Raw genomic sequence first — 23680 nt, 5'->3', positions numbered from 1 at the left:
TTTATATAATTTTTAATAAGATATTCGGGTCTGGACAGTTCTTTAAATATTGCTTCAAGTCATTTTCACTGCAAACTCCAGGATAATCACCAAATGTTTGTGAAATTTTTTCTATGATCTGAAAATGTAAATGGGGTGCATAATCTCCATTCACAGCAGCATCTCCTAAAGTCGCTATTTGTTGTCCTTTTTCGAAAATATCACCAATTTCAATATCGCTGATACTTTCTAACGAAAGATGACCGTACAAAGTATAAAAACGCTGATTTTCTATTTTATGTTCTAAGATAATCGTTGGACCATAATCTCCTACACCCGTATTGTAATTAAAACTATGTACAAATCCATCAAGTGCCGCTAATACTGGAGTTCCGGCTTTTATCCATAAATCTAAACCAATATGGATATTTCGTTCCTCAGTTTTAGAATCATTGAAAATATCACTTCGTTTGTACAGATTTCTAATTTCATTATAACCACCAAAAGCTACTTTAGCATTGTTTTCGACTAAATAGTTTTCGATATATTTTTCAAAATCATTTGCAGTGTCAATAGCCTGTTTAGTAAATTTTTCATTTTGTATCGATAAATCCAATGGGATGTATTGGTTGTAATCTATTGATTTGTCTATCACTTTTACATTTTGGATGTCTTTTAAGATAGTTTCTAATGCAGTCATAATTTGTATTAATTTTTTATAATTCTTAAATTTAAAATAAAAAATGGCAACATAAAAATTTAGGTAGTTTTATAACTTTTAATTGTGAAAAATGTTTTTAAAAAAATTGCCAATATGAAATTTCATATTGGCATTCTAACATTTTGTTGCCATAATAATGGGGTGTTACTTTTTGATCTCCACTTTTGCTTCACCACTGGAAAGCTCTACGCTGGTTTTAGTTTTCCCATCTTTTGTAGTGACACTTACACCATTTGTAGCTACTTTTATTGAAGTGCTATCTTTCGCTTCAGCGGTAACAGTTGTAGTTGTTGTAGTTGTTTTACTTGAAGTTTCAGTTTGTGTTGCTGGAACTGGAGTTTCTTCTTTTTTCTTGCAGGATACAATAGCAAGTAGTGATAGGATTCCTAAAAATAATGATGCTTTTTTCATATTTTATGTTTATTAACCAATTAATTGATTTACAATTTACTGTTTTAAATCTATAAAAGAGAAAATTGATTTAATATTAAAAAAAATCCCAATCGTAATAGATTGGGATTTCAATTTATGATATTAATTCTTAATATAAATTTGGATATTTAGAAGGATTAACTTCGTTCATCATTGCATAGACTTTTTCAAAAATATCTTCTGCAGAAGGTTTTGAGAAATAGTCTCCGTCTGTTCCATAAGCAGGTCTGTGTGCTTTTGCAGTTAAGGTTTGTGGTTTGCTGTCTAAAAAGGTATAGCCATCTTGTTGCTCAATTATTTGTTGTAATATATATGCCGAAGCCCCGCCAGGAACATCTTCGTCAATAACTAACAGGCGATTTGTTTTTGCAATACTTTTTACCACATCTTGATTGATGTCAAATGGAAGTAAAGACTGTAAATCGATAATCTCACAGTCAATACCTACTTCAAGTAGTTCATTTGCGGCTTGTTGCACTAATCGCAATGTTGAACCGTATGAAACTAGTGTAATATCAGTTCCTTCTTTCAACGTTTCCACAACCCCAATTGGAGTTTTGAATTCGCCATAATTCAAAGGCATTTTTTCTTTTAATCGGTAGCCATTCAAGCATTCGATTACTAAAGCAGGTTCATCACATTCTAACAAACTGTTATAAAATCCTGCTGCTTGGGTCATATTTCTTGGAACCAAGACATGAATTCCTCGGATGGCATTTATAATCATTCCCATAGGAGATCCGGAATGCCAGATTCCCTCTAAACGATGACCACGAGTACGTATGATTAATGGTGCTTTTTGTTTTCCAACAGTACGGTAGCGTAGTGTTGCTAAATCATCACTCATGATTTGTATTGCATACAATAAATAATCTAAATATTGAATTTCAGCAATAGGACGTAAGCCTCTTAATGCCATTCCTATTCCTTGACCTAATATGGTTGCTTCACGAATTCCCACATCGGCAACACGTAATTCTCCATATTTTTCCTGCATTCCTTCTAGACCTTGATTCACATCTCCGATGGCTCCGGCATCTTCACCAAAAATCAATGTTTCAGGATATTTTGTAAAAATAGCATCAAAGTTATCACGTAAAATCATGCGACCATCCGTGTCTTCTTTTGCGTTTTCTGGGTATACCGGAAGAACCTTTTTGACAGAAAAGACATTTAAATCTGTTTCTGAAAATAAGTTACTACTAAATTTTTCCTGGGTAGTTTTAGTATAAGAACTGATCCATTGTGACAATTCTTCTTTACCGTTTTCATTTAGGATTAAGCGTAAAACTTTACGTGCTGTAACTAGAATTTCCTTTTTCAAAGGTGATTTAATACTGCTTAAATCAGATGTGAATTGTAAAATTCTATCTTTATTTTTACTGGTCTCCGCTATTTTTTCTAATAACTCGATCAGTTGTTTTTGCTCTTCAATAATGGGTTCAATAAATGCGTTCCAAGCTGCTTTTTTACCTTCTAAAACATCTTTTTTGGCTTTAGCATCAATAGCATCGATTTCTTCAGGTGAGGCAACGTTGATTGCGATCATCCATAATTTCATTTGGCGGATACAATCAAAATCTCTTTCCCATGCTAATCGGTCTGCATTTTTATATCTTTCATGAGAACCTGAACTGGAATGTCCTTGTGGTTGTGTCAATTCATTTACGTGAATTAAAACAGGAATGTGGTTTTCTCGGGCAATATCAGCAGCTTTTTCATAAGTAGCAATTAAGTCAGCATAATCCCAACCCTTTACTTTTAGTATTTCATAGCCATTGCTGCCATTTTCTCTTTGATATCCTTTTAAAATCTCAGAGATATTTTCTTTAGTAGTTTGGTGTTTTGCATGTACAGAAATTCCATACTCATCGTCCCAGATACTCATAACCATAGGAACTTGTAATACTCCTGCAGCATTAATGGTTTCAAAAAATAAACCTTCAGATGTACTTGCATTTCCTATAGTTCCCCATGCAATCTCATTTCCTTGATTAGAGAAATTAGCTGCATTTGGTATTCCTGAAACTTGTCTGTATATTTTTGAAGCTTGCGCAAGTCCTAATAATCGAGGCATTTGTCCAGCTGTTGGAGAAATATCAGCACTTGAGTTTTTTTGTTTTGTTAAGTTTTTCCAAGTTCCGTCTTCATTTAAACTATGAGTAGTAAAGTGACCACCCATTTGTCTTCCTGCTGACATTGGTTCTTGTTCAATATCGGTATGGCCATATAAACCCGCAAAAAATTGTTGCACGGTTAATTCGCCAATAGCCATCATAAAAGTTTGATCTCGATAATATCCGGAACGGAAGTCACCATTTTTAAAGGCTTTCGCCATGGCTAATTGTGGTACTTCTTTTCCATCACCAAAAATGCCAAATTTAGCCTTTCCAGTCAATACCTCTTTACGTCCTAAAAGACTACATTCTCTGCTGATTATAGCTAATTTATAGTCATTCATCACCTCGATTTTGAAATCTTCAAATGTCAATGTAGGAGTGGTTTTTTCTTTTATCATAATTGAAAAGTATAACTTTATGAGACAAATTTACTTAAAAACTAGCTATTTTCATAATTCATAAAAAAAAATAAATTTAATTATTTCAATTTATTCTAATAAAAAGAAGAATATTTTTTTGTTATATATAATTTTATATTCGTTATATTGAGAATTATTTAATAAATAATGAAAATTATATTGGATTAGAACCATTTTCGATTAAAAAGATTGATTAATGTTTTAGGCGAAAAAGTTACTATAAAACGTACTTTCTCATTATAATTATTTTGCACTATTTCCCATCCATTATTAGAGTATATAGGAAAATACAGCTCAAAGTAATCTGTAACAAGGTTGAGGCGAATACCGCTGTCGTATAAAAATGTTGCATTTTGGTTTTTATTTTTAATAAAACCTACATCTCCGTAAATTTCTATCCAGTTCCATACGCTCACGCTTGCATTTAAGCTGGTAATCCATCTATTAGCATAAGGAGTATTCATTTTTGATTTAAAACCACCTTCTGCTAATATGAATTGCTGACTATAAAAACCAGTACTTTCTGATCGGCCAAAATAATTATAATCAAATAAATAATCAGTAGGTCTGTCTGATGCGAAACTAAAAAATTCTGATTCAGTTTTGTTATATAAAAAACTTCCCGCATAGAATCGCAAATTAATTTGACGATTGTTTTCAAAAAGCTTTCGATATTCTATTTCGCCATTTACTTTTCCAAATTCTCCTGAAATTTGAATATTTGAACTAAAATTGAAATGATTCGTTACTTCGGTTTTTGTGTTCACATAACGTGCATCAAATATGGAATAATTAGATGGAGCATTGTCCATTGCAAAAGCGCTTTTTTCCCTGTTTACAATAACTTGGCGCAAAAGTATCAGCTGTTTTCTGTTGTCTCTGAAATTTGGCTCCCGAATTCGCAATTGCACCATAGGATTTAGTCTCAGGTATGAAGCATCCTGCGCATAATGAAAGTAAGAGCCACTAACAGAGTATTTTACATTGTAAAGTGTGCTGTTTCGATAATTTTGATTGACTACAAATGAAGCTGATCCAGATAAATTATTGGATTTAGTAGAGTAGGATGGATTGATGTCAAAAGTAAAAGGCTTGTCTAAAATAGTTTTATTATGCAATCGCAATCCAGGTGTTATTCCGTCGTATAAATTATAATATATAGAAGGTACATATAAAACCTGATTGTAATAAGGGTCTTCTAAATCTTTCATGAATACAAATTTAACAGGACGATTATTGGGAAAAAAACCTTCTATTTTCTTCCAATTATTTCTTAAATTGTATTCTGGTACTTCGTTTTTTAGATTTAATACGATCTTATCAATATTATTTCGTGGAATCGTAAAAGTACTGTCACATTCTTCGATATCCAGCCATTGCTTAAAAACAATTTCTCCTTTTTTGGTGCCATAAACTGGAATTGGAATAGGAGTTTCTGTTTTGTTTATTACTGAAAAAGTGATGCTGTCTCTGGTTTTCTTAACATTGGAAAATTTATAATCAATAATAGCTCTGGAATTAATAATGGTATTAAAAAACCAGTTAATGTCTTTTTCAGTATTTGATTTTAGGATGGTTTCAAAATCAGTTCTGGAAACTTGTTGTTTCTTATTTTGATTGTAAAATTGCTTTATACTGGAAGGTACAGCATCATTTTGTAAATAATTATCCAAAAATCGAATACTTAATCCGGAGCGATATTTACTAGCTATTTGTTCATTGAATTTTATTAAAGTGTTTTTAGGATCGCCAAGCGGTTGGTCTAGATTTTTTCGTGCCATTAACATATAGAAATAACTATACTGATCATTAAAACCTATATTGGCAATATTAAAACTTTTCAATAGTCTAATATTAGAGGCACTTCCCATCATTTTAGTATTGGGGTGATTTTCATCCATATATTTCATCATGGCATAAACCTGCAATCCGTCATATATCCAGTTGTCTTTTCGCGGATTTATTTGTAAACTTGTTCTTAAATATTCATTCAGATAGGTTTTTAGAAATTTAATTTCAAAAAGAAATTCATCCGAAAACGGGCTTATAAAAGAAGGAAGCTGATTCAATCCATAAAAAGGATTTCTCTCGTAATCCGTTTGAGAAACAATAATCTTTTCATGAGGATATTTCCCAATTAAATCGTTTGTAAAATTTACGATACGATCTATCACAATCGCTTTTTGAATATTATCTAATTTGTTGTTTCTTAAATCGGTCAGTACTTCAACAGCACCATTCTTATAGCTTTCAAAATTAGTTTTTGGCTCTATGATAAGATTAAAATCGGCTCTGTTATTTTCTGATAATTTATAGTTTATAAAAGTGTAATTATTTGATTTACTGCTTTTTAAATCAGAAATAGCTTCGAAATTTATAGGTATTTTTAAATCAATATCAAAACTTGAATAGGCATTAGCGATATCATCTAAATTAGTATTGCTGTAGCGAATAAAATCATGGTTTTCATAACGGGCTGGGGTAAGAAACCAGTTTTTAAGATGTATAATTCCGTTATTATTGTATCCGTATTTTGTAAATTTAGCGCTGGGAATTTTAGTTATATAAGTAATGTATACCATAACTTTCTGATTCGGAAGTAAATTTTCGGCTAGTTTAACTTCAATCAAATCAGGATTTTTATCTGGTCTATCCCATAATAAAACCAATTTATTTTCGTCTAAAATAATTATATTTTTCGTGCTTCCGCGTTCTTCCTCTTTAGCTAAGTGAAAACCTCTATAAAACTCATCAGAAAAACGTTTGGCTAAAGGAGTGTTTTTAGTTGAAAAAGCATTATTCCAATCGTTCAATACAATCGAGGTTAACGTATCGTTTGAGTGATTAAAAAAAGTAATTTGTTGTAGAATAGTCAACGTTTTATTCTCCGTATTTAACTCAGCCGTTATATCAGAATGATGTTGTGAATAATGTTTTATTGGAAGTAATAAAACAAGAGTATAAAACGTAATTTTAAAGATTGAGTTCAAATTCAAGAATTATTTTATTAAAAAAATAAATATACTTTTTTTTTAGAATAAAACACTACAAGAAGGGTCTAATTAACATAAAAAAAGCCGTCGATTTAGACAGCTTTTGTATTAAAAATTAGGGGTTAAATCGTATTTTTTATAGAATTTATCTAACACATCAACGACTTCATCTTCAGTATCCACAATTTTGAATAAATTCAAATCTTCAGCGCTTACCGTATGTTCTTTTTCTACTAAAACTGTTTTAATCCAATCGATTAATCCGGACCAAAAACTGGTTCCCACAAGTATAATAGGGAATCTGGCTATTTTTTTTGTCTGAATCAAAGTAATCGCTTCAAACAATTCATCCATGGTTCCAAAACCTCCTGGCATTACCACAAATCCTTGGGAATATTTAACAAACATTACTTTTCGAACAAAGAAATAATCAAAATTCAAGTTTTTATCGCTGTCAATATACGGGTTGAAATGTTGCTCAAAAGGCAGCTCAATGTTCAATCCCACTGATGTTCCTCCGCCTAGATGTGCGCCTTTATTTCCGGCTTCCATAATTCCCGGCCCACCACCGGTAATCACACCGTAGCCGGCTTTACTTATTTTGTAGGCAATTTTTTCTGCCAATAAATAATTAGGATCTTCAGGTTTGGTTCGTGCGGAACCAAAAATACTCACACACGGACCTATGCGTCCCATACTTTCATAACCGTTTACAAATTCGGCCATGATTTTAAAAATCGCCCAACTATCATTGGTTCTAATCTCATTCCAAGTCTTTCTTTTTAATCGGTCTTGGATTACTTTATCCTCGTCATTATCAAAATCTTCTAATCTCATATTCTCTATTTTAAATCTTATTTTTTTGGAGCTACTTCCAGCTATTCGTTTCAATCTTAATCGCCTAACCCCGGCTCATAAGGATTTCCACTGCTATCTGGGCTAATACTTTTGAATACTAAAGTAATTCTTTTTTCAAAAACTGCGCAGTGTAACTCTTCTTAATTTTTATGATTTCTTCAGGCGTTCCTTTGGCAATAAGCTGTCCGCCACCTTTTCCACCTTCAGGGCCAATGTCAATTATGTAATCTGCCAATTTGATAACATCCATATTATGCTCGATAATTAATATCGTATTACCTTTATCAACCAGTTTATTAATTACTTCCATCAACACTCTAATGTCTTCAAAATGCAATCCTGTTGTAGGTTCGTCCAGAATATAAAACGTATTTCCAGTATCTTTTTTGGATAATTCTCCTGCCAGTTTAATACGTTGTGCTTCACCACCAGAGAGCGTAGTGCTTTGTTGTCCTAGGGTAATATAGCCCAAACCAACATCCTGAATGGTTTTTACTTTTCTATAAATCTTCGGGATCATTTCAAAAAATGGAACCGCTTCATCTACAGTCATATTCAACACATCCGAAATGGATTTCCCTTTGTATCGAATTTCTAATGTTTCTCTGTTAAAACGTTTTCCTTGACAGGTTTCACATTCAACATAAACATCAGGCAGGAAGTTCATCTCAATCGTTCGCACACCAGAACCTTCGCAGGTTTCGCAACGTCCGCCTTTTACATTAAAACTAAATCGTCCCGCTTTGTATCCCCGAATCATGCTTTCAGAGGTCATCGTAAACAGATTTCTGATTTCGGTAAAAACTTCCGTATAAGTTGCCGGATTGCTTCTAGGTGTTCTCCCAATCGGACTTTGGTCAATATCAATCACTTTATCGATATGTTCTAATCCTTCAATTTTTTTATACGGTTGTGGTTTTTTGACACCATTAAAATAATACGCGTTCAAAATAGGGTAGAGCGTTTCATTAATCAGAGTAGATTTTCCACTTCCCGAAACTCCGGTCACACAAATCATTTTACCCAAAGGCAATTCTATCGAAACATTTTTTAAGTTATTTCCTGTTGCTCCGCTTAGTTTTAGGAATTTACCATTTCCTTCTCTACGCTTTGCAGGGACTTCAATTTTCATTTCGCCATTCATGTACATCGCTGTGATAGTGTGATGTTTCAAGATTTCAGCAGGTGTTCCTTTGCTGATGATTTCGCCTCCGTATTTTCCTGCTTTTGGACCAATATCAATTACATAATCAGCTCTTTCAATCATGTCTTTATCATGTTCCACCACAATCACAGAGTTTCCAATATCGCGTAATTGTTCGAGAGAATGAATCAGTTTATCATTGTCTCTTTGGTGTAAACCAATACTTGGCTCATCCAAAATATACAAAACACCAACCAGTTGCGAACCAATTTGAGTGGCCAAACGAATACGTTGTGCTTCACCGCCCGAAAGTGATTTTGAACTTCGGCTTAAAGCCAAATAATCTAAACCTACATTCATCAAAAAGTTTAATCGATCCTTAATCTCTTTGATTACTTCAGTAGCGATACGCTTTTGTTTATCAGAGAGATGACAATCTAAATTATTAAACCAAGTGGTCAAATCTGAAATGTCCATATCACACAATTCGGTAATATTTTTTTCATTGATTTTAAAGAACTGCGCTTCTTTTTTCAAACGAGAACCTTCACAAACCGGACATTTTATTTCGTCCATAAATTCCTTGGCCCAACGCTTTATGCTTGTTGAACCGCTTTCTTCATGTTGGTTTTTGATGAAATGCGAAATCCCTTCAAAATCAATTTTGTATTCTCGGGCAACACCTAAATCTTTTGAATTAATGGTGAACTTTTCTTTTCCACCATTCAAAATCATTTCCATCGCTTCATCAGGAATTGTGTTAACTGCATCTGTCAATTTGAAGCCATATTTTTCACCAATAATTTCCAATTGCTTAAAAATCCAGGATGATTTATATTCGCCTAATGGAGCAAATCCTCCTGCTTTTATCGATAATTTTGGATTTGGAATAATCTTCTTTGGATTAATTTCATTTACCGTTCCTAATCCGTTGCAATGGTCACAAGCGCCTTTTGGCGAATTGAAAGAAAATAAATTGGGTTCTGGATTTTGGTAGGAAATTCCGGTAGTTGGACACATCAAATTCCTACTGAAAAAACGAACTTCATTTGAATCTTGGTCTAAAACCATCAACACATTTTCACCGTGATGCATGGCAGTGTTAATGCTTTCTGTCAAACGTTTTTCATTGTCAGCAGTGTCTTCAATAATCATGCGGTCCACTACAATTTCGATATCATGTGTTTTGTAACGGTCGAGTTTCATTCCTAAAGTAATATCCAACACATCACCGTTTACACGAACTTTAAGGAATCCTTGCTTGGCAATTTGTTGAAAAAGTTCAGCATAATGTCCTTTACGAGCACGAATAACTGGAGCCAAAATATTGATTCGTTTTCCTGAAAAGTCCTGAATAATCAAATCCTTGATTTGCTCATCAGAATAAGAAACCATTTTCTCGCCGGTGTTGTAGCTATAGGCATCAGCGCCACGAGCGTACAATAAACGGAGGAAATCGTAAATTTCTGTAATCGTTCCTACGGTGGAACGCGGACTTTTACTGGTTGTTTTTTGTTCAATAGCAATTACAGGAGAAAGTCCATCAATTTTATCTACATCAGGACGTTCTAAACCACCCAGAAATTGACGTGCATAAGCAGAAAAAGTTTCTACATAACGGCGTTGGCCTTCGGCATAAATGGTATCGAAAGCTAAGGAGGATTTCCCAGATCCAGAAAGACCGGTAATTACAACCAGCTTTTCACGAGGAATGGAAATATCTATATTTTTTAAGTTGTGCACACGAGCGCCTTGAACTTCAATGGTATTTTCTTTGTCTAGCATGTTTTTTATAAATTCCGAATGGTCGGAAGCAAAGTTACCATTTTGATTTATTCTTTCGATAGAACAGTTTAGAAGATTGTGTTAAAAAGGGGTATAAAAAAACGCTAATTAGAGTTAGCGTTTTCTTTTTCGGGTTGCCATATAATCTTCAACGGCTTCTCTGGTCGTTAGCCAGTTTCTACCTTCTTTGTAAGCATCAATTTTTCCTGTTCTAGCCAATAAACTAATGTATTCTTGGCCGTAAGGCATATTAGGTTCTTGAACTAAATTTGAAATTGCTACATATTCTTTGTCATTTCCGGGTAAAGCATTAATGTAAATATTGAGTGTCCTTTCAAGAGATTGACACATCAAAAGGGTTAATTTTTGATAATTACCACCATTAGCTTGGTTAAGAGCTTCATAATATTTCTTCCTGTCATTTTTCAAGATTATGGCAGGCGGAAAACCAGAACGCATCAACAATAAATTCATTGCCAACCGAACCGTGCGACCATTTCCATCAAAGAAAGGATGTATCCAAACTAATTTATGATGAAAAACGGTTGCAAGCTCAATATCATTAAGCTGCAAAGGATTTTTATTGATGAAATCAATCAATTCACCCAATAAATCCGGAACTTTATTTGCATTTGGTGGGGTAAAATTAGCGCCTGTAATGCGAACACCCCCATTACGAATACGTCCTGCAAAGTCATCTTCGATAGAACGCAAAACTAAACCATGCAAAGATAAAATATCTATACTCCTTAAATTGTAATCGTCATCTACGATAGAATATAAATAGTCAATGGCTTTATCATGGTTGTGAGTTTCAAAATGTTCTCTAAGCGATTTGCCTTTAATGGTGATACCTTCTTGAATAACCATTTGTGTCTCTCGAAGGCTCATTGTATTTCCTTCAATACTATTAGAGTTATAGGTCCATTCAATGGAAAGGCTTTCCCTGATTTTATGTAAGGCGATATTTGGCAATGGTCTGCTGGTTTGCAGAACTTGCTTTTTTTCATACAATCTTTCAAAAGTTGTTTGAAATTCTTCTCTATAGTTTACGTCTATCTTCCACATAACCACAAAGGTACTTCTTATTATCGGATATTTTACATTTAAACGCTATCCGATATTAAAATTATTCAATCGTCATCGATTTTAGTTTTGTTCGATAAGCTTCAAGCGCAACAGATTTGGAAATAAAACCGTAATATTTCCCTTCTTTGAGAACGGGTAAGAATGCTTTTTTTGATTTTTCAAACTTATTCATGACCATTTCCATGCTGTCATCAGGAGAAATGATTTCTGCAGGTTCTATCATTATTTCTCTAACCAAAGTGTATTTAACTCGGTAATTATTAAATATTATTTCTCGAATATCATTAAAATGAACAATACCTAATAAGTTTTGTTCTGTATCAACTACCGCAAATATCACTTGGTTGGAGTGAGAAATGAGATCAACGAGTTTTTCTAAATTTTCATTAGGGGAAACCGTTAAATAGTCGGTTTGTATAATAGAAGTAGTCTCTAAAGTCGAAAGGATATTAGTGTCTTTATTGCTGGTAAATGCATGGCCTTTTTTGGCTAAATTCTTAACATCCATCGAATGTTTTTCAAATCGTTTTGAAATTGCAAAACTAATGGAAGCCACAATCATCAAAGGAATCATCAAGTTATATCCACCTGTAATCTCTGCAATTAAGAATATTGCAGTCAAAGGCGCATGAAACAAACCACTTAAAATCCCCGCCATTCCAACCAATGTAAAATTACTAACAGGCAATTTAGTAAGTCCTGTGAGATTTATAAATTTGGAAAAAAAGAAACCAACATAAGATCCCAAAAATAGCGAAGGAGCAAAATTCCCTCCGTTTCCACCGCTGCCTAAAGTGATTCCTGTTGCAAAAACTTTCAGCATCATAGTCAATCCTACAAATACCAATAAAGCCCAACTATTGTCTCGAAAACCACTGAATAATGTGTTTTCCAATAATTTCCCCGGATCATTGTCTGATAATGTTTTGATGCTTTCGTAACCTTCTCCAAAAAGCGTTGGGAAAATAAAAATAAGAATGGCTAAAATCGAAGAACCAAGCAACGCTTTTTTATAAGGTGATAATTTTAGTCTTGCAAAAAAATGCTCTACTCTCTGAAAATTTCGGGAATAATAAACAGAAATAAACCCGGTAAACAAACCTAAAAGGATATAAAAAACAATGTTATGATAATCAAAACTTTGTTGCTGTTTGAACGAAAGTAAAATTTCTTCATCTAATGCAATTACAGAGACCAAAGCACCAGTGGCAGCAGCAATCATAATGGGAGTAAATGCTGCAATACTCACATCCACCAATAGTACTTCGATAGCAAATAAAACCCCGGCAATAGGCGCATTAAAAGCAGCGGCAATTCCCGCAGCAACACCGCAACCTATGAGAAGCGTTCGGTCTTTATAACTTAATTTATATTTTTGTGCATAGTTTGAACCAAACGCGGCTCCTGTAATGACAATAGGACTTTCTAAACCTGCAGAGCCGCCTAAACCAACAGTTAACGAACTGGTTACGATTTGGGCATACATTTGTTTTTTTGGAATAATACTCGCTTTTTTTGCAACAGCATATAAAATTTGTGATGTTCCTTTTTGGATAGTTCCTCCCAAAACTCTTTTGACAACAAAAACAGTAAGCAAAATACCAATTATCGGCAAGATACTATTAATGAATCCCAATTTTAAAATTCCACTGACATAAGTAGCAAAAGAAAATACCCAGTGTGCAAAGGTTTTTAAAACGATAACAGCAAAAGCTGCAGAAATACCAACCAAAACCGCCGATAAAAATATAAATTGCTTGGGCGTCAACATGGATTGTGCAAAAGCTATTATGGTTTCTAATTTCGAAATATATTTTTTGAACATGATACTTTTTAAAAGGGGGTGCAAAACTACTATTATTTTAATTTCAACAAATATTTTTCAACGCTTCTTTTATACTTAATGGTTTTAAATTACTGTTTTCTACAAACTGCTTTACAATTTCGGGATTTGACTTTGCATATTCCCGTAACGCCCAACCAATTGCTTTTTGAATGAAAAACTCCTTAGAATGAGCTTGTTTAAGACATTCTGAGAATAAAAAATCAGCATTCGTTTTTTGTTTGTAACCCAATTGAAATAAAATAGCACTTCGGTTCAACCACATGTTTTCTGAACTTGAAAATCGTTCTATTACATTTTTGGTTTCTAATGGAAATCCCAACAGATATTCTCCTAAAATGTACTTAGCAATCGTATCAATGCTATCCCACCAAGAATTATTTAGTATCAATTTTTCAATAAGTTGGATATCTTCTTTTATATAATTTCCCTTGAGTTCTTTTATCAAAATTTCAATCGCACAATAATGAAATTCCCGTTCTGGTTTTGAATATAGATCTAGTGCTATTACTCTTGCGTTTGCTGAAACCTCGTTTTTGTTTTCTTTCCAAATTTCCTTAAAAATACGTCTTCGTTCTTCCGTTTTTATTCCAAAAAAAGGAAAGTTATTCTTCATGTATTTTGCCATCGCAAAGGCATTTTCAGGATTTTTATTTGCTGTAAAATCGGTTTCTAAGGCAAATATAAAGTTCATAAATAGTAAATTTGTCGTTCTCTTGAGCGCCGCCGAAAGATTAAAATCCAACTGCTTTATCGTCTCCTCTAAAATCAGCACCACCTTCGAGTTTTTTATTTGGTAAAACCAAAATAGCATCTACTTTTCCTATTACTGGTGTTGTTTTTTCATTGATAAGATATCCTTTTGATTTCAAGGTTTCAAAGGTTTTAATGTCGAAAGTATTAGGTTCAAAAGTGATTAAATCTGGTAACCATTGGTGGTGAAAACGTGGTGCATTTACCGCTTCTTGCATACTCAAACGATACTCATAAACATTTAATATTGTTTGTAATACTGATGTAATAATCGTAGAACCACCGGGAGAACCCACAACCATAAATAATTTTCCGTTTTTCTCAACAATTGTTGGTGTCATGGAACTCAACATTCTTTTTTGCGGTGCAATGCTATTGGCTTCATTTCCTACTAATCCAAACATATTCGGTTCACCCGGTTTGGCACTGAAATCATCCATTTCATTGTTGAGGAAAAAGCCTAATTCATCACAGTAATATTTAGAACCATAACCGTCGTTTAATGTTGTAGTTGACGAAACTGCATTGCCGAACTGATCTACAATCGAATAATGGGTAGTCTCTGTACTTTCATTATAATTTACTTTTCCTTCTTTTATTTCCGATGATAAAGTGGCTTTTTCAAAACTAAAATTTGACATTCTTTGTTTCAAATAATCATCTGCCATTAAAGCTTTCAAAGGAATTTTCACAAAATCTGGATCTCCCAAATAATAGCTTCTGTCGGCATAGGCTCTTCTTTCAGCTTCTACAATAACTTGAATGGCTTCTGTTGAGTTATGTCCCATTTTAGTCAGGTCGAAAGGTGCTATCATTTTGAATATTTCAGCCAAGCATATTCCGCCACTGCTGGGTGGAGGCATAGAGATTACCTTTAAATCTTTGTAACCAAAAGTAAGCGGCGTTCTCCATTTGGCTTCGTATTTATTCAAATCTTCCAAAGTGATTATCGCTCCTTTTTGCTGAAGGTATTTGACTAATATTTTAGCAGTTTCTCCTTTGTAAAATTCATCTCTGCCATTTTTTGAAATTCTTTTTAAGGTAGTTGCCAGCGCAGGATATTTGATGATATCATTTTCTTTGAAAGAAGTTGCAAATAATGTTTTATTGCCATTTACTTTTATGATTTTGTCGCGATACGCAGCTAATCTATCTTCTTGTTTTTTGGTAACAATAACCCCTCTTTCTGCTAACTCAATTACTGGTTTCAGAATTTCTTCGATAGGCAAGGAACCCAATTTTTCATGAACTGCAAAAACACCGGCAATTGTTCCGGGAACCCCTATGGCAAGAGGAGATTCTGTGCTTTTTCCTTTAATGACATTTCCTTTTTCGTCCAGAAACAAATCTTTTGTAGCTGCCAATGGTGCTTTTTCTCGATAATCTAAAGAACCAGTTTCTCCGTTTGCTTTTCGATACACCATAAAACCGCCACCTCCAAGATTTCCTGCAAACGGATAGGCAACAGCCAAAGCCAATTCGGTTGCCACCATTGCATCAAAAGCATTGCCACCTTTTTTCATGATTTCAACTCCAATTTTTGAAGCTTCTTCACGTGCCGAAACAACCATTGCTTCATTAGCAACAAGTCCTGTGGGTTGAACCACTACATTTTGGGTTTTACAACCAATAGAAAGAACACTCAATAGAATAATAATTTTTTTCATTCGAATAGTAAAATTTAAAAACCAACGGCTTTATTATCGCCTCTTTTGTCTGCGCCACCTTCCAATTTTCCATTTGGCAACATCAAAATCGCATCAACTTCACCAATGATTTCTTTGTTTTTTTCATTGATTAAATATCCTTTTTTCTTCAAATTAGTTAATAATTCTTTATCAAATGAATTCGGTTCAAAAGTAATTTCATCCGGTAGCCACTGATGATGAAAACGTGGTGCATTTACTGCTTCTTGCATACTCATATCAAATTCATACACATTCAATATCGTTTGCAACACCGATGTGATAATGGTGGAACCTCCCGGCGTACCTACAACCATGAACAGTTTATTGTCTTTTTCAACAATCGTTGGTGTCATGGAACTCAACATTCTTTTTCCGGGAGCAATACTATTGGCTTCACTTCCAGTCAATCCGTATAAATTAGGAACACCAGGTTTGGCACTAAAATCGTCCATTTGATTATTCAAAAAGAAACCCAATTCATCACAATATATTTTAGAACCATAATTATCATTTAAAGTAGTCGTTGCCGAAACTGCATTTCCTTTTGAATCCACAATTGAATAATGCGTAGTTTGGTTGCTTTCATATCCTTTGATTGTTCCATGGGCAATATCCGAGGATTTTGAAGCTGTATCGAATGAAAAATCACTCATTCTTTTTTCTAAATAGGATGGACTTAGTAATTCTTTTACTGGAAGTTTTACAAAATCTGGATCACCCAAGAAATAATTCCTGTCAGCATACGCTCTTCGTTCTGCTTCTGTAATTACTTGAATCGTTTTTACGCTGTTGTGTCCCATTTGCGATAGGTTGAATGGCTCAATCATTTTCATGATTTGATTGAGACAAATTCCGCCACTGCTTGGTGGTGACATTGAAGTGATTTTTAAATTTTTATACTGAAAAGTAATTGGAGTTCTCCATTTAGCATTATAACTGTTCAAATCTTCTAATGTGGCATTTCCGCCTTTTTTGGCAAGAAAAGCAACTAATTTTTGAGCTGTTTCTCCTTTATAAAATTCGTCCCGACCGTTTATGGCAATTCGTTTTAATGTTGCTGCTAATGCGGTATATTTTATCGTGTCATTCTCTTTATATGCTCTAGAAAACAAACTATTCTTGCCATTGCTTTTGATAAAGGAAGCGCTGTAATAAGCCAAACTTTCGGCTTGAAATTTTGTGACAACAACACCTCTTTCGGCCAAGGCAATTACAGGTTCCAGAATTTCATTGATGGGTAAAGAGCCATATTTTTTGTGGACTTCAAATATTCCTGCAATCGTACCTGGAATTCCCGATGCCAAAGCCGTTGCAGTACTTTTTCCTTCAATTACATTTCCTTTTGTATTCAAGTACATGTCTTTTGTGGCTGCTAAAGGTGCTTTTTCTCTATAATCGATAGCTCCAGTTTCACCATTTGCTTTTCTGAAAACCATAAAACCACCACCGCCAATATTTCCTGCCTGTGGATGTGAAACTGCTAATGCCAGTTCCGTGGCAACCATCGCGTCAAAAGCATTTCCACCTTTTTTCATGATTTCCACTCCAATCTGTGAAGCTTCTTCACGGGCGGATACTACCATAACTTTTGAAGTTACTAAACCAGTTGGTTCTACCGTTTTTTCATTCGATTTGCAACCTAAAATGGTAAAGGCAAGCAGAAAAAGTATTTTTTTCATAAAGTGATTATTTTAGTATTCGAAAATAGGATTAATTCTTGAAAGAAATTGGTGAATTCCTCTTCAAATTCTAAATAAAATTCAGAAAGTTCATTGGTAGCAAACCGCATTTTAGATTCGTTTTTGGTTCGTTGATCCATTTGCGTCAAAATGCGATGGATTCCCTCGATTGTTTGATAACTCACCAGCCAATTGTGTTCAATCATATAGGGCATCATTCCCTTAGTTCTTTCCGAAAGAATACTGTGATTATCGTGTAATGATTGGTAAAAGCGTTCTACAAATTCTTCTAATTTTTCATCGGAATACTTATTCCAGTTTTTAGCTAAAAAATGATCATAAAAAACATCCACAATTACACCTGCGTAATGATGGTATTTTTCATGAAGGCGTTTGGTGCTTTGTCTAAAAATGGGATGAGCGTCGGTGAATGTATCAATGGAGCGATGTAAAATGATTCCTTTCTGAATGTCTAAAGGATAACTTTCAAAATGTTTTCCCCGAATTCCATCGGCCATGAAATTACCAATTTTGATTAAATCATTATCACCGGAAAGATAGATGTGTGCTAGAAAATTCATTCGCCTAATTTAGGAATTTAAATGATGAATTTTGAATTCTAAATGACTTTTATAAACCGTCAATTATTATATTTGTGAGCAGTTTAAAATTTATAATTCAAAAATTAAAATAATAATCAATGACTTTAATAAAATCAATATCGGGAATTCGTGGAACAATAGGAGGTAAAGTTGGGGATAACCTGACACCTGTTGATGCAGTTAAATTTGCTTCGGCGTATGGAACTTGGTTGAAAAAATATATTGGCAAAGAAAAAATTACTGTTGTTGTAGGTCGTGACGCCCGTATATCGGGACCAATGATTCACAATTTGGTAGTGAATACTTTAATTGGTTTAGGAATTGACGTGATTGATTTGGGTCTTTCGACAACACCTACTGTTGAAGTTGCTGTTCCTTTAGAAAAAGCCGAAGGTGGAATTATCCTTACTGCTTCCCACAATCCAAAACAATGGAATGCGTTGAAATTATTGAACGAAAAAGGAGAATTCCTGAATGGCGAAGAAGGGCTAAAAATTCTTGAAATTGCTGAAGCGGAAGCTTTCGATTTCTCGGATGTGGATGATTTGGGAACCATTATGATTAATGATGCCTATATGGATATACATATTGATGAAGTATTGAATTTGCCTTTGGTAGATGTTGATGCGGTGAAAGCAGCTAAATTTAAAGTGGTAGTGGATGGTGTAAACTCTTCGGGAGGAATTATTATTCCAAGATTATTGGAATTAATGGGCGTTGAAGTGGTCGAATTATACTGCGAACCGAATGGGCATTTTCCTCATAATCCAGAGCCGTTAAAAGAACATTTAACTGATATATCCGAATTGGTTGTCAAAGAAAAAGCCGATTTAGGAATCGTTGTGGATCCTGATGTAGATCGTTTGGCTTTCATTTGTGAAGACGGTGAAATGTTTGGTGAAGAATACACTTTGGTTGCTTGCGCCGATTATGTATTGAGTAAAACACCGGGAAATACGGTTTCGAATATGTCTTCTTCTCGTGCATTGCGTGACGTGACTAATTTGCATAACGGAAGCTATGAAGCAAGTGCCGTGGGCGAGGTGAATGTAGTGGAATTAATGAAAAAGAATAATGCTGTGATAGGTGGTGAAGGAAATGGTGGAATCATTTATCCGGAACTGCATTATGGTCGTGATAGTTTGGTGGGAGTGGCGTTGTTTTTAACGCATTTGGCAAATAAGAGAATGACAGTTTCTGCTTTGCGTGCTTCGTATCCTGAATATTATATGAGCAAAAACAAAATCGAATTGACGCCACAAATTGATGTTGATGCGATTCTTGTTGCCATGACGGAGAAATACAAAAATGAAGATATTACCACTATTGACGGAGTGAAAATTGACTTTACTGAAAATTGGGTTCATCTACGAAAATCGAATACAGAACCAATTATACGTATATACACCGAAGCGGCTTCACAAGAAAAAGCAGATGCATTGGCGCTTAGAATCATTGACGAAATAAAAGCAGTGGCTGGAATATAATCACGTATTTTTATACAAAACGAACCCTTTCAAAAATAGTATTTGAAAGGGTTTTTTTGTTTGAGATATGATGGTCTGACTTTTCGTTTAAATTATTTTAGACAATAATTTTAATCCAAAAGACGTTAGTTTTCGTAAATGAATAAGAACATATAATTTATGTTACATTACGATAGTATCAATATTCCTAATTTAGAAAAACTTTGAAAAAAAAAATTAAATTACTCGCAATTGTTTTGTTCCTCTCGGTAGCATCCTGTTCAAAAGAAGATGATCCCTTAGCTAATCCAGTTGCAATAAATCCTAATACGAATAAACAGCAAACAGGAAGTTCTGCCAACGATTTATTATCGGATAAAAAGTTTAAGAGTATGGTTATTGAAGTAGTCTACGTAGCCGGTTTTGAACCAAGTACTACAGCTATTAATAATTTTGTAAACTTTCTTACAGCAAGAACATACAAGCCAAACGGAATTCGTGTTATAAAACGTTCTATAGCATCTCCGGGGAATTCACCTTATTCTAATGAGGAGATTACAAGTATTGAAGATCTTAACAGAACTAAATACAATAATACTGATGAAATAGCGGTTTGGGCATTTTTTGCAGATGGAAAATCTTCAAAAGACACTGATACATCAGTTATTCTAGGAACGGCCTATAGAAATACTTCCTTTGTTATTTATGAACAAACGCTTCAAGCATTAAGCGACAGTCCATTTGAACCTAACAGAAGTTTATTAGAAACAACAGTAATTACCCATGAATTCGGACATATTCTTGGATTGACAAACCTTGGTACAGCCTTGCAAAGCAATCACGAAGATGCTGAACATCCAAAACATTGTATTGAAAAAACGTGTTTAATGTATTGGTCTTCAGAAACTGGCGGTGGTATTTCAAATATGGTTTCAGGTGGTACAGCTCCACAATTAGATGCGCAATGTATTGCAGATCTTCGTGCCAATGGAGGGAAATAAAAGTAATATTATAATTGATTTGTTTTAATAAGAATGCCCAAGAAATTTTCTTGGGCATTTTTTATATTTTCCAAAGGATATAAGCTTATTTTTTAAAAAGACACTTTGTAAATTATTCCTGCGGTGAATTTCCTAGTTAATCCATCAGGACGAACTTCACGAACTACAAATGGTGTAGCTAGAGATAATTCAATACTGTTTTTAGCACTAATTGCATAGGCGCCAATTATGTTTCCGTTTATGGTTAATCCATCAGAGTTTTGTATCGTTTCTCTATTTCCAAAAACATTCTCAAAACTATCTTCCCCTAAATGATAAATGAATAATACATTGGGTTTAAAAGTGAATTTTTTATTAGAAGTTTGGAAAGTATATGTCGTTCGAAACAAAGCGTCTGATTTTCTTTCGAATAAATTAGTGGAAGTGAAATCATCTGTATTAGAGAATTCCTTGAAATACGAATTTTTATTGTTATTGAAAACAGGAATCTGAACAGCCGTATTAAAATCCCATTTTTTATAATTAAGATTCAGTCCTGCGATCACATCAAAAGTTCCCAAACTAGATTGATAGTCTAAAGGAATTGAAAACTCATTTATTTTAAGATTTGAACTTGTAAAAGGTATTTTGAGGCCCAAAAGGGAACTCCATTGCGTATTTGTTTTTGGTTTCCAATTATAATTCCCTATCAAATAGGCATCACCAAAAGCACCTCGTTGACCAAAGCTTCCGCCAGCAACAGAATATGTAACTTTAGAACTTAATGACAATCGCTCGTTTATAGTTCTGGTATAAGTAATATAGGGTGAAATATAAGTCACATCAGCTTCACCAGCACCAATAATACTTCCCACTTCAATCCCGTTTTTTAATTCTTTATCGGTCGTTTGAAAACCGTTTCCTATGGAACAAATTCCGGCATCGCTACAACCTTGTGCAAAGGAGTTAGAGCATATTCCAATAGCGATAATTAGTAGTAGTTTTTTCATAAATTAGATTTTAATTTTGAGATAATGGTGCTACTGCAAAAAGATGATTGTATTGTTGGCAGTGAATTAGTACATATTTATAAGCTGAAAGATTTACTTGTATTGGGATTGCATAGACTGTTGAAGATGTTAAATTTCCCAAATTCACAAAGTCTGTAGGTGTTTCATTCTTAGACAAGTATACTTTCAAATCAGGACCACTGGAAACACTGAAATTTTCCAATCGAACTTCATTTTGATTTCCATTCAAATAAATTTTAGCTGAACCAGTAACTTTAATTCCTGACGTTGGTGTAAAATTACCGGTAGCCACAGGAGGAGTGTTTTCTGGAATTGAGGTACTTAACTCAGCATCACGGGTCAAATCGCCTTCAACTTCACACGATAGTAAAAGCAAGAAAATAGGTAGTAAAAAGATTTTTTTTTTCATGGCTAGAATATTTTAGGATTCATCAACCAAATATAAACCGAATGAAAATTATAGTTTGTCAGCTACTTTACATTTGGATCATATTTATAAATTTATTTAAAATAAGTATTCACTAAATTTGAAAAAGACTATTTAGTAAAAATCAATATATTTGAACTCAAATAAAACACACAATGATTATTAAAGAAGTACCATCACAATTAGAGCAATACTTTCAGCAGTTTCGTAATAACATAATCGGAATAGATCAAGGGTTTGAATCTCCTTACGGACAAAAACAAATTATTTATACGGATTGGACAGCCAGTGGTCGTTTGTATCGTCCTATTGAAGAAAAATTGATGAATCAATTTGGTCCTTTTGTAGCTAATACCCATACAGAAACTACGGTTTCAGGAACAGCAATGACTAAAGCCTATCATCAGGCTCGTCACATTATTAAACACCATGTGCATGCAAGTGCTGACGATGTTTTGATTACCGATGGAACAGGAATGACCGGCGTTGTCAATAAATTTCAACGAATTTTGGGCTTAAAAGTACCTGAAAATTTAAAAAACTTCATCACTATTCCAGCCGAAAAGAAACCAATTGTTTTTATTTCGCACATGGAACACCATTCAAATCAAACGTCTTGGTTAGAAACTATTGCTGATGTTGAAGTTATTCCTTCTTCAGAAGATGGTTTGTTCAGTATAGAAAATCTTGAATTTTTATTAGAAAAATATAAAGAAAGGCCTTTTAAAATAGCTTCAATAACCTCTTGTTCAAATGTTACGGGAATCAGAACTCCGTATCATGAAGTGGCAAAAATAATGCATCAACATAACGGACTTTGTTTTGTTGATTTTGCTTGTTCAGGACCTTATGTGAAAATTGATATGCATCCTGAAAATACTGAAAGTTATTTGGATGCCATTTTCTTCTCGCCACATAAATTCCTTGGCGGACCAGGAACTTGTGGTGTTTTGGTCTTTAATAAAAAATTATATCAAAATTTAGTTCCTGATAATCCTGGTGGAGGAACAGTAAGCTGGACGAATCCTTGGGGAGAACATAAATACATAGATAATATTGAAGATAGGGAAGATGGTGGTACTCCGGGTTTTCTTCAGGTGATAAAAACCGCATTGGCAGTTCAGTTGAAAGAGCAAATGGGAATTGAAAATATCTTAAAAAGAGAGCACGAAATAGTGGATTATATTTTCTCCCAATTAGGAGCTATTTCTAATATTAAAATTCTAGCTGGACAGCACCAGGATAGGTTAGGAGTGATTTCTTTCTTTGTGGAAGATTTACATTTTAACTTAGGTGTAAAATTGCTGAATGATAAATTCGGAATTCAAACTCGTGGCGGTTGTAGTTGTGCCGGAACCTACGGACATTTTTTATTGCATGTAGACCAAGAAACCTCCCATAAATTAATTGATGAAATTACGCTTGGAGATTTAATCAGAAAACCGGGCTGGATTAGAATGTCTATTCATCCTACAACTACAAATGCCGAAATTGAATTTGTTTGTAACGGAATAAAAGCATTAGCTGAAAACCATAAAAAATGGGCTTTAGATTATGATTATAATTCAGCTACTAATGAGTTTGTCAATAAGAACGCGCTACCTTTAGAAGATGAATTGGTAAAAAACTGGTTCTCCTTATAAAAAGTTGAAGTTTTAATAAACTAAAAAA

Annotated in this window: 17 protein-coding genes; 3 read left to right on the top strand and 14 right to left on the bottom strand. The window is 34.0% G+C overall.

Annotated elements, in window-relative coordinates; translation table 11 throughout:
* Position 1 precedes the first annotated feature (1 nt).
* From ACNQF6_RS12090 to ACNQF6_RS12035, 12 genes are all read right to left on the bottom strand, one after another.
* The gene (locus tag ACNQF6_RS12090; protein ID WP_417966154.1) at positions 2-679 is read right to left on the bottom strand and encodes a peptidoglycan DD-metalloendopeptidase family protein; all 678 of its coding nucleotides are present in this window, start codon (positions 677-679) and stop codon (positions 2-4) included.
* Positions 680-844: 165 nt separating this feature from the next.
* Positions 845-1111 carry a hypothetical protein gene (locus tag ACNQF6_RS12085; protein WP_417966153.1) on the bottom strand — a complete coding sequence of 89 codons (267 nt, stop codon included), beginning with the start codon at positions 1109-1111 and terminating at the stop codon, positions 845-847.
* A 130-nt stretch (positions 1112-1241) separates the two neighbouring features.
* Positions 1242-3650 (bottom strand): alpha-ketoacid dehydrogenase subunit alpha/beta, encoded by a 2409-nt coding sequence (locus ACNQF6_RS12080; protein ID WP_417966152.1) that lies wholly within the window; start codon positions 3648-3650, stop codon positions 1242-1244.
* Between the two features lie 185 nt (positions 3651-3835).
* Positions 3836-6661: a gluzincin family metallopeptidase gene (locus ACNQF6_RS12075; protein WP_417966151.1), complete on the bottom strand. Its 2826-nt coding sequence runs from the start codon at positions 6659-6661 to the stop codon at positions 3836-3838.
* A 111-nt stretch (positions 6662-6772) separates the two neighbouring features.
* Complete coding sequence (locus tag ACNQF6_RS12070; RefSeq protein WP_282713405.1) at positions 6773-7501, bottom strand: LOG family protein; 729 nt, start codon at positions 7499-7501, stop codon at positions 6773-6775.
* Between the two features lie 118 nt (positions 7502-7619).
* Positions 7620-10451 carry an excinuclease ABC subunit UvrA gene (uvrA, locus tag ACNQF6_RS12065; RefSeq protein ID WP_417966150.1) on the bottom strand — a complete coding sequence of 944 codons (2832 nt, stop codon included), beginning with the start codon at positions 10449-10451 and terminating at the stop codon, positions 7620-7622.
* A gap of 114 nt (positions 10452-10565) precedes the next feature.
* Positions 10566-11519, bottom strand: a complete 954-nt coding sequence (locus ACNQF6_RS12060; RefSeq protein ID WP_417966149.1) for a Fic family protein — start codon at positions 11517-11519, stop codon at positions 10566-10568.
* 61 nt (positions 11520-11580) lie between these two features.
* A complete protein-coding gene (locus ACNQF6_RS12055) occupies positions 11581-13365 on the bottom strand; it encodes a chloride channel protein (protein ID WP_282743883.1) in 1785 nt (594 codons plus the stop codon).
* Positions 13366-13408: 43 nt separating this feature from the next.
* On the bottom strand, positions 13409-14077 hold the full coding sequence (locus ACNQF6_RS12050; protein ID WP_417966148.1) for a DNA alkylation repair protein: 669 nt from the start codon (positions 14075-14077) through the stop codon (positions 13409-13411).
* Between the two features lie 40 nt (positions 14078-14117).
* The gene (gene ggt, locus ACNQF6_RS12045; RefSeq protein ID WP_417966147.1) at positions 14118-15803 is read right to left on the bottom strand and encodes a gamma-glutamyltransferase; all 1686 of its coding nucleotides are present in this window, start codon (positions 15801-15803) and stop codon (positions 14118-14120) included.
* A 14-nt stretch (positions 15804-15817) separates the two neighbouring features.
* Positions 15818-17503 (bottom strand): gamma-glutamyltransferase, encoded by a 1686-nt coding sequence (gene ggt / locus ACNQF6_RS12040; RefSeq protein ID WP_282743880.1) that lies wholly within the window; start codon positions 17501-17503, stop codon positions 15818-15820.
* Entirely contained in the window at positions 17500-18084 is a 585-nt protein-coding gene (locus ACNQF6_RS12035; RefSeq protein ID WP_282743879.1) for an acyl carrier protein phosphodiesterase, read from the bottom strand. Before ACNQF6_RS12035 ends, ggt (ACNQF6_RS12040) begins: the two co-directional genes overlap by 4 nt.
* A 119-nt stretch (positions 18085-18203) precedes the next feature.
* On the opposite strand from ACNQF6_RS12035, the gene glmM reads away from it, so the two are divergent.
* On the top strand, positions 18204-19592 hold the full coding sequence (gene glmM, locus ACNQF6_RS12030) for a phosphoglucosamine mutase (protein ID WP_417966146.1): 1389 nt from the start codon (positions 18204-18206) through the stop codon (positions 19590-19592).
* 203 nt (positions 19593-19795) lie between these two features.
* Entirely contained in the window at positions 19796-20572 is a 777-nt protein-coding gene (locus ACNQF6_RS12025; RefSeq protein WP_417966145.1) for a membrane metalloprotease, read from the top strand.
* A 92-nt stretch (positions 20573-20664) separates the two neighbouring features.
* Here the strand turns inward: ACNQF6_RS12025 and ACNQF6_RS12020 are convergent, their stop codons facing one another.
* Together ACNQF6_RS12020 and ACNQF6_RS12015 are read right to left on the bottom strand one after the other, a co-directional pair.
* On the bottom strand, positions 20665-21561 hold the full coding sequence (locus tag ACNQF6_RS12020; RefSeq protein ID WP_417966144.1) for a hypothetical protein: 897 nt from the start codon (positions 21559-21561) through the stop codon (positions 20665-20667).
* A gap of 10 nt (positions 21562-21571) precedes the next feature.
* Complete coding sequence (locus tag ACNQF6_RS12015; RefSeq protein WP_417966143.1) at positions 21572-21991, bottom strand: DM13 domain-containing protein; 420 nt, start codon at positions 21989-21991, stop codon at positions 21572-21574.
* Between the two features lie 173 nt (positions 21992-22164).
* Between ACNQF6_RS12015 and ACNQF6_RS12010 the strand changes: the two genes are divergently transcribed.
* Positions 22165-23652: an aminotransferase class V-fold PLP-dependent enzyme gene (locus ACNQF6_RS12010; RefSeq protein ID WP_417966142.1), complete on the top strand. Its 1488-nt coding sequence runs from the start codon at positions 22165-22167 to the stop codon at positions 23650-23652.
* Positions 23653-23680 lie beyond the last annotated feature (28 nt).

The sequence above is a fragment of the Flavobacterium pasteuri genome, from assembly GCF_048286615.1.
Lineage (GTDB): Bacteria > Bacteroidota > Bacteroidia > Flavobacteriales > Flavobacteriaceae > Flavobacterium.
Note: the sequence above shows the minus strand (reverse complement) of the source record. Positions and strands in the feature narration are given on the sequence as shown.